This window comes from Streptomyces sp. YJ-C3 (genome assembly GCF_053891275.1).
Window position 1 is genome coordinate 6,322,360 of sequence record NZ_CM132685.1, and the last position, 13,193, is coordinate 6,335,552.

At 71.7% G+C, this 13,193-nt stretch carries 9 protein-coding genes; 6 read left to right on the top strand and 3 right to left on the bottom strand.

Annotation, left to right across the window (positions count from 1 at the left end):
• Positions 1–84: 84 nt before the first annotated feature.
• On the bottom strand, positions 85–1,236 hold the full coding sequence (locus ACVHNB_RS28370) for an acyl-CoA dehydrogenase family protein (RefSeq protein ID WP_456226195.1): 1,152 nt from the start codon (positions 1,234–1,236) through the stop codon (positions 85–87).
• A gap of 81 nt (positions 1,237–1,317) precedes the next feature.
• Here ACVHNB_RS28370 and ACVHNB_RS28375 point away from each other — a divergent pair, with 81 nt between their 5' ends.
• The 4 genes from ACVHNB_RS28375 to ACVHNB_RS28390 all read left to right on the top strand — a co-directional run bounded on the left by ACVHNB_RS28375 (position 1,318) and on the right by ACVHNB_RS28390 (position 4,869).
• Positions 1,318–1,968 (top strand): TetR/AcrR family transcriptional regulator, encoded by a 651-nt coding sequence (locus ACVHNB_RS28375; RefSeq protein ID WP_428955708.1) that lies wholly within the window; start codon positions 1,318–1,320, stop codon positions 1,966–1,968.
• A 43-nt stretch (positions 1,969–2,011) separates the two neighbouring features.
• Positions 2,012–2,719 (top strand): ArsR/SmtB family transcription factor, encoded by a 708-nt coding sequence (locus tag ACVHNB_RS28380; protein ID WP_456226196.1) that lies wholly within the window; start codon positions 2,012–2,014, stop codon positions 2,717–2,719.
• A gap of 191 nt (positions 2,720–2,910) precedes the next feature.
• Positions 2,911–3,825, top strand: a complete 915-nt coding sequence (locus tag ACVHNB_RS28385; RefSeq protein WP_456226197.1) for a DMT family transporter — start codon at positions 2,911–2,913, stop codon at positions 3,823–3,825.
• 141 nt (positions 3,826–3,966) lie between these two features.
• Entirely contained in the window at positions 3,967–4,869 is a 903-nt protein-coding gene (locus tag ACVHNB_RS28390) for an urea transporter (protein ID WP_456226198.1), read from the top strand.
• A 25-nt stretch (positions 4,870–4,894) separates the two neighbouring features.
• Here the strand turns inward: ACVHNB_RS28390 and ACVHNB_RS28395 are convergent, their stop codons facing one another.
• A complete protein-coding gene (locus ACVHNB_RS28395; RefSeq protein ID WP_456226199.1) occupies positions 4,895–5,977 on the bottom strand; it encodes a Zn-dependent alcohol dehydrogenase in 1,083 nt (360 codons plus the stop codon).
• A gap of 39 nt (positions 5,978–6,016) precedes the next feature.
• On the bottom strand, positions 6,017–7,405 hold the full coding sequence (locus ACVHNB_RS28400) for an aldehyde dehydrogenase family protein (protein ID WP_428955703.1): 1,389 nt from the start codon (positions 7,403–7,405) through the stop codon (positions 6,017–6,019).
• A gap of 165 nt (positions 7,406–7,570) precedes the next feature.
• Between ACVHNB_RS28400 and ACVHNB_RS28405 the strand changes: the two genes are divergently transcribed.
• Both ACVHNB_RS28405 and ACVHNB_RS28410 read left to right on the top strand, forming a co-directional pair.
• Positions 7,571–10,150: a S8 family serine peptidase gene (locus ACVHNB_RS28405; protein WP_456226200.1), complete on the top strand. Its 2,580-nt coding sequence runs from the start codon at positions 7,571–7,573 to the stop codon at positions 10,148–10,150.
• Complete coding sequence (locus tag ACVHNB_RS28410; RefSeq protein WP_456226201.1) at positions 10,150–13,110, top strand: FG-GAP repeat domain-containing protein; 2,961 nt, start codon at positions 10,150–10,152, stop codon at positions 13,108–13,110. The genes ACVHNB_RS28405 and ACVHNB_RS28410 overlap by 1 nt, the downstream gene beginning before the upstream one ends.
• The last annotated feature ends 83 nt before the right edge of the window (positions 13,111–13,193 follow it).

Here is a 13,193-nt window from a genome sequence, read left to right on the forward strand (position 1 = left end):
ATGGAGCGGATGTGGCCGCAGTCACATCCGCTCCGCTACCTAGGTACGTACTCAACGGCACGGCACGTACGCGAAGGCACGTGGTCAGAACGCCGAGACCCCCGTCAGGGCACGGCCGATGATCAGCTTCTGGATCTGGCTCGTGCCCTCGTACAGGGTCATGACGCGGGCGTCGCGCAGCAGTTTGCCGACCGGGTACTCGTCGATGTAGCCGTAGCCGCCGAAGACCTGGAGGGCGTTGTTGGCGGCGCGGACCGCGGCCTCGGACGCGAAGAGCTTCGCCTTCGAGGAGGCCGTCGCGAAGTCCTCGCCGCGGTCGATGAGATCGGCGACGCGCCAGGTGAGCAGGCGGGCCGCGTCCACGTCCACCGCGATGTCGCTGATCAGCTCCTGGACCAGCTGGTACGAGGCGATGGACTTGCCGAACTGCTCGCGCTCGCCCGCGTAGCCGACCGCGGCGTCGAGCGCCGCCTGGGCGATGCCGACGCAGCCGGCCGCCACCGACATCCGGCCCTTGGCCAGGGCGGACATCGCCACGGAGAAGCCCTTGCCCTCGGGGCCGAGCATCGCCGAGGCGGGGACGCGGACGTCCTCCAGGACCAGTTCGGCCGTCGCCTGGCCGCGCAGGCCGAGCTTGCCGTGGATCGTGCGACGGGTCAGACCGGGGGTGTCGGTGGGGACGAGGAACGCCGATACGCCCTTGTGGCCGGGGGCGTCCGTGGAGCGGGCGAAGAGGAGGACGACGTCGGCCCAGGTGCCGTTCGTGATGAACATCTTGGAGCCGTTGATCACGTAGTCGTCGCCGTCCCGCACGGCCCGCGTCGTCAGACTGCCCGCGTCCGAACCGGTGCCGGGCTCGGTGAGGCCGAAGCAGCCGAGGGCCTCGCCCGCCGTCAGCCGCGGCAGCCACTCCCGCTTCTGCTCCTCGGTGCCGTACGACTGGATCGTCTTGGTGACCAGACCAAGGGAGACCGAGACGATGCCGCGGACCGAGGAGTCGCCGCGCCCCAGCTCCTCGGTGACCAGGCAGTACGCGAGGTGGTCGCCGCCGGAGCCGCCGTACTCCTCGTCGATGGTGAGCCCGAGGAACCCGACCTCGCCGAGCTTCTTGACGACTGAGCGGTCCACCTCTTCGGCGCGGTCCCACGCCACCACGTTCGGCGCGATCTCACGGTCCACGAAGTCCTTGGCCAGCCGGCGGACAGCCGTCTGCTCCTCGCTCAGCTCCAGATTCATGGACGACTCCCCAGGCACGTGCGGCAGATACCTTTAAATTAGCACTGCTAGTTTTCGGCGGACAGCCCTACTATGTGCCGCATGGCCCGACCGCGCAAGCCCCTGCTGAGCACCGACCGCATCGTCGACGCGGCCCGCGCCCTCGTCGACGCCGAGGGGCTCGCGGCCGTCTCCACACGGCGGCTCGCGGCCGAGCTCGGGGTGAGCGGCCCGTCCCTGTACAACCACTTCCGTACGAAGGACCAGATCCTGGAGGCGGTCGCCGACTCGGTGAGCGCGCAGGTCGATCTGTCGATGTTCGACGCCGGCGATCCGCGGGACTGGCGGACCGCGCTGCACGACTGGGCCGTCTCCTACCGGGCCGCCCTGCGCGAGCACCCGAACATCGTTCCCGTGCTGGCCCAGGGGCCGGGGCGGCGGCCCGCCGGACTGCGGCTCGCCGACGCCGTGTTCGGGTCGATGACCGACGCCGGGTGGCCGCCCGCGCAGGCCACGTCGATCGGCGCGCTCATGCGGTACTTCGTGATGGGCTCCGCGCTCGGCTCGTTCGCCGGCGGGTTCGTCGACGACGAGACGGCGTACGACCCGGCGGACTATCCGCACCTCGGCCAGGCCCATCTGCTCGCGGAGCGGCAGGACATCGTCGACGACCGGGCGTTCGAGACCGGGCTCGCGGCGCTGCTCGACGGGCTCTCCGTCCAGTACGCGCAGGTCGCGGCGGCCACGCACTGATACTTCGGCCGCCGCCGAACCGTACCCGGCGCATCCTTGGGTCATGGCTGCTTCCAAGGAACCGGGCGCCCCGCGGCTCGCCGCGCTCGCCGCGCTGATCGCCGACGAGACCCGCGCCGCCTGTCTGCTCGTGCTGCTCGACGGGCGGGCCTGGACGGCGGGCGAACTCGCCCGGCACGCGGGCGTCGCCGCGTCCACCGCCAGCGAGCATCTCGGCAAGCTCGTCGCGGGCGGGCTGCTCGCGGAGGAACGGCAGGGCAGGCACCGGTACGTGCGCCTGGCCGACGGGCAGGTCGCACAGCTCGTGGAAGGGCTCGCCGCGTACGCCGTGCCCGGCGGCGGCGAGCGGCCCGCCACCCTGCGGGCGTCGTCGGCGCGCGATGCGATGGCGCGGGGCCGCACCTGTTACGACCATCTCGCGGGGCGGCTCGGGATCGCCGTGACCGACGGGATGGCGCAGCGGAGGCTGTTGCGGGTCGACGCCGGGTTCGCGCTCACGGACGCGGGGCTCGGCTGGTTCCGGGGGCTCGGGGTCGTGCTCGACACGGGCGGGCGACGGCCGGTCGCGCGCGGGTGCCTGGACTGGACGGAGCGGCGGGTCCATCTGGCCGGGGTGGCGGGGGCGGCGCTGTGCCGCCACGCGTTCGCCTCCGGCTGGGTGGAGCGGATCGGGTCCGAGCGGGCGGTTCGGGTGACCGGGGCCGGGGTCGGGTTCTTCTCGGCGGAGCTGGGGGTGCGTGCCCCTCTTTGAGCCGCCCGCCCCCTCGCCTGCCGGATCCGATCCGGTCGGCGAGTGCCGCTCTCCTCGTGGGAGGCGGCAGCGAAGCTGCATGCCTCAGGAGCGCGGGGAACTGCGCGAGAAGCCCCATCGGCCCGCACCCGCCGACGACGCAAACCCCCACCCACACCTCCCCCACACACCCACACCTTGGAGAAGACCTCATGCCGACCTCTCGTTCCGGCACCGCAGCGGCCGGCGTCACGGTGCTGCTCTGGGCCTCCGCCTTCGTGGGCATCCGGAGCGCGGGTGCCCACTACTCCCCCGGCGCCCTCGCCCTGGGCCGGCTGCTCGCGGGAGCCCTGGTGCTCGGGGCCGTCTGCGCCGTGCGGCGCGAGGGGTGGCCGCCCCGTGAGGCCTGGCGCGGCATCGTCGTGTCGGGTGTGCTCTGGTTCGGGGTGTACATGGTCGCCCTCAACTGGGGCGAGCAGCAGGTCGACGCGGGCACGGCCGCGCTGGTCGTGAACATCGGCCCGATCCTGGTCGCGCTGCTCTCCGCCCGCTTCCTCGGCGATCCGCTGCCGCCGCGGCTGCTGGCCGGGATGGCGGTGTCGTTCGCGGGGGCGGTCGCCGTCGGGTTCTCCATGTCCGGCGACGGGAGGGCGTCCGTCGTGGGCGTGCTGCTGTGCGTGATCGCCGCGATCGGGTACGCCTGCGGGGTCGTGGCGCAGAAGCCGGCGCTGGCGCGGGCGAGCGCCTTGCAGGTGACGACGTTCGGGTGCCTCATCGGGGCGGTGGCGTGCCTGCCGTTCGCCGGGCGGCTGGTGCACGACGTGGCGCACGCGCCCGCCTCCGCGACGCTCAACATGGTGTACCTGGGGGTGTTCCCGACCGCGCTCGCCTTCACGACCTGGGCGTACGCCCTGGCCCGTACGACCGCGAGCCGCATGGGCGCGACCACGTACGCCGTGCCCGCCCTGGTCGTCCTGATGTCCTGGCTCGTCCTCGACGAGGTGCCGGGGCTCGTCACGCTCGGCGGGGGCGCGCTGTGCCTGGCCGGGGTGGCCGTGGCGCGTTCCCGACCCCGGAAAACGGTGGAATCGGTACCCGCGCCCGTCCCGTCCGGGAAGGAGCTGTAAGGTCCGTCCGCCGGGTGGGGAAACATCGTCGTAACGCGGGAGCGGCGGATGGTGCAGGTGGCTGGGGCCGCAATTCGTCCTGAAACGGGGCGTAGTCGGACGGGCGATTGTAGGCAGTTCGGGCTGCGGGTGCTGCGCGGGATGGGGCAGGTGACGTTCCTGCCGCGGGCGCTCACCGGGGCGCTGTTCGCCCTCGCGCTGTTCGCCGCCGGGTGGGGGTACGGGCTCTACGGGGTCGGCGGCGCGGCCGTCGGTACCGCGGTCGCGTGGCTGCTCGGGGTGGAGCCGGAGCGGCTGGCCCAGGGCATGGAGGGGTTCAACGCGTGCCTGGTGGGCCTGAGTTGTGCCGTGTTCCTCGGGGCCGGCCGTGCGTCCACCGTGCTCGTCGCACTGCTCGGCTGCGCCGTCGTCACCGTGGCCACGGCCGCGGCGGGGCGGGCGTTCGGGGCGTGGGGGCTGCCCGCGCTGACGCTGCCGTTCTGCGCCGTGGCGAGCGCGATCACGCTGGCCGCGCCGGGTCTGGGGCGGGTGTGGGGCGCGGGCGGGGCCGGGCTCGCCGCCCTGCCCGAGCCGGTGGAGGGCGCCGCCATGGGGCTCCAACCGACCGACGCCGCCCGGGGGTTCCTCGCCGGTTTCGGCCAGATCTTTCTGATGCCGCAGTGGTACGTGGGGGCGCTGGTGCTCGCCGGGCTGCTCGTGGCGGGCCCGCGCGTGGCGGGGGTGGCCTGTCTCGGGAACGTGGCGGGGATGACGGCCGCGTGGCTGCTCGGGGTGCCCGCGGTGCAGGTCGCCGACGGGACGACCGGGTACAACGCGGTGCTCGTCGCGCTCGCGTTGTGCGGGGTCTTCCTGCACGGAGGGGTGCGTACGCTGGTGTACGCGCTGGTGGGGTCCGTCGTGGCGACGGTCTTCGCGCCGGCGTTCGGCGCGCTGGTCGCGCCCGTCGGCGGGCATGTCCTCACCTGGCCGTTCGTGGTGACGACCCTGGTCTTTCTGGTGGGGGCGCGCTCGTTCCCCCGGCTGGCGGCGCCGCCCCGCGGATGAGGCGGAGCGGCGCGCACAAGAACCTCTAGAAGACCACCAGCGCCCGGCCGCCCTTGCCCGCGACCATGTTCTCGAACGCGGCGGGGATCCCGTCCAGCGCGATGCGTTCCGTCACCAGCGCGCCGGGGTCGAGGCGGCCCGCGCGGATGTGGTCGGCGAGGACCGGGAGGTCCCGGGCCGGGTCGCAGTTGCCGTAGACACAGCCGGCGAGCGTGCGGCCCCAGTGGAAGATCTCCAGGGCGTTGAAGGTGACCTGCTGGTCCTTGCCGCCGATGCCGACGACCGTGGTGCGGCCGCCGCGGCGGGTGGACTCCCAGGCCGTGCGGATCGTCACCGCGCGCCCGACGCACTCGACCGCCACGTCCACACCCTGCTTGCTGGTGAGGGCGCGGATCTCCCGGGCGGTGTTCTCGGAGGCGACCACGTAGTCCGTGGCGCCCGCCTGGCGGGCCAGCTCCTCCTTCTCCGGGGAGACGTCGACCGCGATGATCTTCGAGGCGCCGGCGATGCGTGCGGCCTGGAGCGTGGCGAGGCCGACGCCGCCGACGCCGTACACCGCGACGGTCTCGCCCTCGCGGACCTGCGCGGAGTGGTGGATCGCGCCGTAGCCGGTGAGCACGGCGCAGCCGAGCAGCGCCGCGTCGGTGAGCGGGACACCGGCCGGGGCCGGCAGGACGCAGTTCGCGGCGACGACGGTCTCCTCGGCGAACGCGGCGACGTTCAGTCCGGGGTGCAGGTCGGAGCCGTCGGACGAACGGCGCGCGTACACGTTCCCGGCGCCGGCCAGCGCGTTGGCGCAGAGCCAGACCTCGCCGAGCGCGCACGCGGGGCAGCTGCCGCACGCGGGCGCCCAGTTGAGGACGACGTCGTCGCCGGGCCCGACGTGCGTGACGCCCTCGCCGACGGAGACCACGGTGCCCGCGCCCTCGTGGCCGAGGACGGCGGGGACCGGCACGCGCATGGTGCCGTTGGTCAGGGACAGGTCGGAGTGGCAGACCCCGGCTGCGGCGAGCTCGACGCGGACCTGGCCGGGGCCCGGCTCGGGCAGGTCGATGTCGGCGATCTCCAGCGGTGAGCCGACGGCGGGCAGTACAGCGGCGCGGACCATGATGGGCATAACTCCCTGCGGGACTGGCTGCGAACGGACTCAGAACTGGAGGGACTTGGTCTGGAGGTACTCGGACAGGCCGTGGGAGCCCAGCTCGCGGCCGACGCCCGACTGCTTGTAGCCGCCGAACGGGGCCAGGGGGTTGAAGCGGCCGCCGTTGATGTCGACCTGTCCGGTGTCCATCCGGCGTGCGAAGGCGACGGCCTCCGCCTCCTCGCCCGCCCAGACCGCGCCCGCGAGTCCGTACACGGTGCCGTTGGCGATGCGCAGGGCGTCGTCCTCGTCCTCGTAGCGGATGAGCGAGACGACGGGGCCGAAGATCTCCTCCTGGGCGATGGTCATCTCCGGGGTGACGTCGGCGAAGACGGTGGGCTGCACGAAGTAGCCCTGCTCGCGCGGGGCTTCGGGGCCGCCCGCCACGATGCGCGCGCCCTCGGCGACGCCCTTCTCGATGTAGCCGCGCACGCGCGCCTGCTGCTTGGCGTTGACGAGCGGGCCGATGCGGTCGCCGTACTTCGCGGCGGCGGCCGCGGCGAGCTCCACGGCCTCGTCGTACTGGTCCGTGTGGACGAGCATCCTGGTCCAGGCGCTGCACGTCTGGCCGGAGTTGCCCATGACGTTCGCGACGCCGACGTTCACGGCCTTGGCGAGGTCGGCGGACGGCAGGATGACGTTGGCCGACTTGCCGCCGAGTTCGAGGGCTACGCGCTTGACGGCGGCGCCCGCCGTCGCGCCGATCTGCCGGCCGACCGCGGTGGAGCCGGTGAAGGACACCAGGTCGACGTCGGCGTGCTCGGCGAGCGCCTGGCCCGCGACCGCGCCGATGCCGGTGACCAGGTTGAAGACACCGGCCGGGAGGCCCGCCTCGTGGACGGCCTCCGCGAAGAGCTGGGCGGTCAGCGGGGTGTCCTCGGCGGGCTTGAGCACGACCGTGCAGCCCGCGGCGAGGGCCGGGGCGACCTTCGCGACGATCTGGTGGAGCGGGTAGTTCCAGGGCGTGATGGCGCCGACGACGCCGACCGGCTCGGCGTAGACGGTCGAGTTCCCGACCTTCTCCTCGAAGGGGTACGAGGCCGCCAGTTCGGCGTACGAGCCGGACACCAGGATCGGTACGCCCGCGTGCACCGTCTGCGAGAACGGCAGCGGGGCGCCCAGCTCGGCCGTCACCGTCTCGGCGACCTCGTCCTTGCGCGCCACCAGTACGTCCCGCAGCGCGGCGATCCGTGCGGCGCGCTCGGCGGGCGGGGTCGCGGCCCAGCCGGGGAAGGCGGCGCGGGCGGCGCGCACGGCCGTGTCGACGTCCTCGGCGGTGCCCGCGGGGACATGACCGATCACCTGCTCGTCGACCGGGTTGACGACGGCGATGGTGTCGCCGCCCGCGGCGGCCCGCCACTCTCCGCCGATGTACATCCCCTCGTGGGCCTTCATGACTCTCCTCCGCACTGCCTGGTCACTGCTGTCGTCCTGGCACCCAAACTAGCGGTGATAGTTTTCGGGCGCCAGAGACCCCCGTCACGCTGCCGGTAATTCCTCAGTAACGGCGGCTTTCTAGCGTGCGGACTCCCCCGTACCGTTCCCGGAGGAGCACCCCCGATGCACCTGCCCCGACCGCCACGGCGCAGATCAGCCGTTTGGGCGGCGGCCGCGTTCACCGCGACCGCACTGGCCGCCGGCGTCATGCCGGCCGTCGCCGCCGACACCCCGCCCGCCGCCACCGCGAAGATCGACTCGTCACTGAGCAGCGCCGTCGCCAAGGGTGGCGACGCGACGTTCTTCGTCACGCTGAAGGACCAGGCGGACCTGTCCGGCGCCAAGAAGCAGAAGACGCACGCCAAGAAGGCCACGGCTGCCTACAAGGAGTTGCGCTCCCACGCTGCCGACAGCCAGGCGTCACTGAAGTCCTTCCTCGACAAGAAGAAGGCCGGCCACAAGGACTACTGGATCGCCAACACGATCCGGGTCACCGGCGACCAGGACCTCGTCAACGAGCTCGCCAAGCGCTCGGACGTCGCGTCGATCGTCAAGGCGCGCAGGTACAAGCTCGACGACATCGAGACGTCCGACGCCAAGGTCACCAAGTCGCGCACCTCGGCGAAGACCGACTCCTCCGCCGACGGGGACGACACCCCCGAGTGGGGCATCTCCGACATCAAGGCCGACCAGGTCTGGGACCAGTACAAGGACCGCGGCGAGGGCATCGTCGTCGCCAGCGTCGACTCCGGCGTGCAGTACGACCACCCGGACCTGGTGCAGCAGTACCGCGGCAACAACGGTGACGGCACCTTCACCGACGACTACAACTTCTACGACGCGTCGGGCGACTGCCCCACGACCGCTCCGTGTGACACCCAGGGCCACGGCACCCACACGATGGGCACGATGGTCGCCAAGAACGGCATCGGTGTCGCGCCGAACGCGAAGTGGATGGCCGCCAAGGCCTGCGACTCGGCCGGCTACTGCTACGACGACCAGCTGCTCGCCGCCGGCCAGTGGATCCTCGCGCCGACCGACCACAACGGGCAGAACCCGCGCCCGGACCTCGCCCCGAACATCGTCAACAACTCCTGGGGCAGCGACGGCGACACCACCTTCTACACGGACATCCTCAACGCCTGGAACTCCGCGGGCATCTTCGAGGCGTTCGCGGCCGGCAACGACGGCGACGGCACGACCTGTTCGACGACTCACCCGCCGGGCTCGCAGGCCGAGTCCTACGGTGTCGGCGCCTACGACGCGAACGGCAAGATCGCACCGTTCTCCGGCTTCGGTCCCTCGCCGATGGACGGCTCGGCCAAGCCGAACATCTCCGCCCCGGGTGTCAACATCGAGTCCACCTGGCCCGGTTCCTCGTACAACACCGAGCAGGGCACGTCGATGGCGACCCCGCACGTCGCGGGCGCGGTCGCGCTGCTGTGGTCGGCGGCCCCCTCGCTGATCGGCAAGATCGACGAGACCCGCGAGCTCCTCAACGAGGGCGCCCGTGACGTCGACGACACGCACTGCGGCGGCACCGCCGGCATGAACAACGTGTGGGGCAACGGCAAGCTCGACATCCTCGCCTCCGTCGACAAGGCCCCGCACACCGCGGCCACCGTCACCGGCAGGGTCTCCGACAAGGCGACCGGCGCGGCCCTGAACAACATCACCGTGACGGCCACCGACACCGCCGGCTCCGTCCGCACGGTCAAGACCGGCGCCGACGGCACCTACCGTCTGCCGCTGGCCCCGGGCACGTACTCCTTCGCCTTCAGCGGCTACGGCTACGCGAACGGCTCGACGACCGGTGTCACGCTCACCGAGCAGCAGGCCTACACCCAGGACATCGCGCTGACCGCGGTCGCCTCGCACAAGGTCTCCGGCACCGTCCTCGACGTCTCCGGCACGGCTCTGGCGGGCGCGAAGGTCGAGCTGACGGGCACCCCGCTGGACGCCGTCACCACCGACGCCAAGGGCAAGTACACCTTCGCCAAGGTTTCCGAGGGCTCCTACGGCGTGACGATAAAGCCGGCCGCCCCGGTCCTGTGCAACGGTGTCTACAACGGCTCCGCCACCGTCGCCTCGGCCGACCTGACGAAGAACGTCCAGGTCCCGAACCGCACGGACAACTCCGGCAACACCTGCGCCCCGGCCACCTACGCGTGGATCGCCGGCTCCAAGAAGGTCGCCCTGTCCGGTGACGAGGACTCCGCCTCCGTCGCCCTGCCGTTCTCGGTGAAGCTGTACGGCGTCTCGTACTCCTCGGCCTCGGTCACCACCGACGGCCTGGTCAACTTCCTGTCCTCGCGTGTCGGCGACTTCGGCAACACCGCGCTGCCGACGACCGGTGTGAACGGCGTCAAGGGCATCGTCGCCCCGCTGTGGGACGACCTCACCCTCGACAAGAAGGCGTCCGTGCAGACGGCCACCACCGGCACCAAGGGCAGCCGCACGTTCGCCATCGTGTGGAACAACGCCGCCTACGCGAGCGGGACTTCGGGCCGCGCCACCTTCGAGGCCGTCTTCGACGAGGCCACCGGCGCCGTGACCCTGCAGTACCGGTCCGTCGCGGACAAGGGCGCGGGTGCCACCGTCGGCATCGCGAACCAGTCCGGCACCGACGCCCTCCAGTACTCCTACAACCAGTCCGTGCTCGCCGACGGCACCGCCGTCCGCTTCACGCAGGGAGCCAAGTGATGAGAGCCCACCACTCGCGGCGGGCCCTGGCGCTCGCCTCCGGTCTGGTCGCGGCGGGCCTGTGCCTGACCGCCGTGCCGCAGGCCCTGGCCGCCGACGGCGACAGCGGTTCGGCGATGAAGCTGACCAGCACCGAGGCGAAGAAGCTCGCCGCCAACGTGTCCCTCGACCCGTGGGTCTCGGCCGAGGACACGGCTGCGGACACGACCGGCGCGAAGAAGGACGACGCCTCCGCGGCGACGGACTCCGGTTCCGGCTCCGCCGACGGTTCGTCGTCGACCGATGCGTCCACCGCCGTCGACCCGACCACCAAGGTCACCATGACCGCGAAGTCCACGCTGGAAGGCGTGCGCGGCATGGGTGCCACGGTCCCGGTCGGCAAGAACGGCGACTACTACTCCGTCAACAGCATGGGCTACGTGCAGCTCCACGCCGCCGACGGCAGCGCGAAGTGGGCCCGCGACAGCAGCTCGTTCTACCCGGACTGGCAGGTCAAGCCGCTCCAGGTGTGGCGGACCGAGCCGTACCCGGCGCAGATCCTCATGGGCTACAACGCGGTCTCGCCCTTCGCGCCCAACTCGGACTCCGGGTATTCGGCGGGCGACCTGACCGGCGACGGCGTCCCGGACCTGGTGTTCTCGGCGCAGGTCGGCACGCCCCCGTACCCGCGTGCCTTCACCTCCCCGGGCTCGTCGCTCACCACCGGCACGTTCGTGACGGTCCTCGACGGCAGGACCGGCACCACGGTCTGGTCGAAGCTGTACAACCACGCCTCCATGGTGAAGATCGTCGACGGCACCCTGCTGGTCGCCGACGCGCCCCGGATGAGCGGCGACGCGAAGGTCCCGGCCGACGCGACGCTCACCCTGACGGGCATGCGCTTCTCGGCCGGCTCGGACGGCAAGCTGACCCCGGCCTCCACGTGGACGTACGACTCCAAGGAAGCCCGGTACGCGAACTGGGGCGACATCCAGGACCTCGGCAAGGGCAAGATCGCCGTCTCCTGGAACCTGGAGAAGGACGACGGGGTCGACGCGCGCGGCCGCACGCTCGTGCTCGACATCGCCGACGGCTCTGTCACCTGGCAGACCGACAGCATGCTGTACGCCCGCAAGATGCGTCTGGACGCCGGCCGCAAGCGGATCGTCGCGATCGAGCAGACGGACGCCGCGGACGGTGTGCGCTACGAGGTCGCCTCGTACGACCTGAAGACCGGTCACCGCACCACCCTGCAGAGCCGGGAGAACGTGGTCCCCACCGCGCTGACGGTCGGTGACCTCGGTGGCAGGGCCGGCGACGAGTACGCGGTCGCGGAGTCCTCGTTCGACGAGAACTTCTACGTCAACGCCAGCACCGTCCGCGTCGTGGGCGGCGACAGCGCGGACACGCTCCGGTGGTCGAACTCGGTCAAGCGGGACGACGACGACGGCAACAGCGCGCCGAACACGTTCGGTCTGTCGGTGGCCGACGGCAAGCTGATCGCTGCCGGTCAGGACAACGACGGGTTCGACGTGCCCGAGAACCGGGGCGGCACCCGGTACGCCTCGCTGACCGTGTTCTCCGGCAAGGGCGACCTCGCGTGGCAGTCCAAGGGCGTCGCCGGCACGGCGATGTACACGGACCTCTACAGCAACGCCCAGGGCACGCACCTGCGCGTGATCGACCCGGGGCAGAACATCCGGACGTTCAAGCTCACCAACGGCAAGGCGGAGAGCGTCACGCCGCTGCAGGGCGACATCTCCTACGCCAAGAGCGCCGACCTGAACAAGGACGGCAAGAACGACCTGGTCATGGGCGGCTCGTCGAACGGCCTGTGGGCGTACTCGGGACCGTCGCTCGTGAACGGTGCCAAGCCGGAGAAGCTGTGGCAGGCCACGCTGCCCGGCGCGGTCCACGACATCGAGATCGGCGACGTCAACGGCGACGGCAAGGACGAGATCGTCGTCGCGGCCGACACCGCGACGGTCGTGCTCAACGGCAGGACCGGCAAGACGCTCGCCACGATCGACGGCGGCGGCCAGTACGTCCGCACGGCGACCCTGGCCGACCTCGACGGCGACGGCGAGCAGGACATCCTCGTCCCGACCGACGCGTTGCACGCCTACTACGGCGACGGCCACGCCATCTGGACGTACAACGCCCCGAAGGACGCGGGCGACGTGCGCTTCGCCGACCCGTCGGTGAACGACGGCCGGGTCTACGCCTCGTACGCCAGCCACAACGCGGTCGAGCTGACCTCGCCCGTGACGAGCGCGGTCGCGCTGAACGCCAAGACCGGCAGGACCAAGTGGTCGGCCGCGCCGAAGGCACCGAGCGGCGCGACCAGCGGGATCCGCACCCTCTCCCCGAACGAGGGCGTCCTCGCCTCCAAGGAGATCCCGTACGCCGACGGGCACGCGGTGGCCTACGTGTGGGACGTCGACGCGCCCCTCACCGTCGCCGGCACCACCTCGATCGTCACGCAGAACATGATCGAGATCCGCGACGGCCGCACCGGTGAGGTGCTGCACACCTCGCTCAGTGGCGGTCTGTGGACGCACAACAGCCTCTTCGCCAAGGACGGGGCACTGTACGAGGGCGGTGTCGCCTCGTTCCGGCGGTTCCGCGCCAACGGCGACGACACGGAGCAGGGCGTCTTCCCGATGTCGTACGGCGGCGGTTTCCTGACCGGGCCCGGCGGCCGTCAGCTGCTGTTCGCCGGTACGGACGGCGGCCTGTACCTGTGGGACCCGAGCATCTTCGAGTCCGAGGACTCATGGGCCGGGGCCGTCGGCCAGATCCCGACCCTCATGGGCGCCCACAACGCCTTCGCGGGCGACCTCGACGGGGACGGTGTCGACGAGGCGCTGTCCCTCAACGACGACCTCAACGGCCGCGACCGTCTCGTCGGTGAGTTCGGCGGCGGGTACTACTCGGGCAGCTACGCCATCCACCAGGTGACGACGTACAAGCTGTCGTGACCTGAGCCGTACTGCGGTACTGACGCACTGACGGAACCCCCTGGGCCTCGCCCAGGGGGTTCTCAGTCGGCTCGGTTACAGTT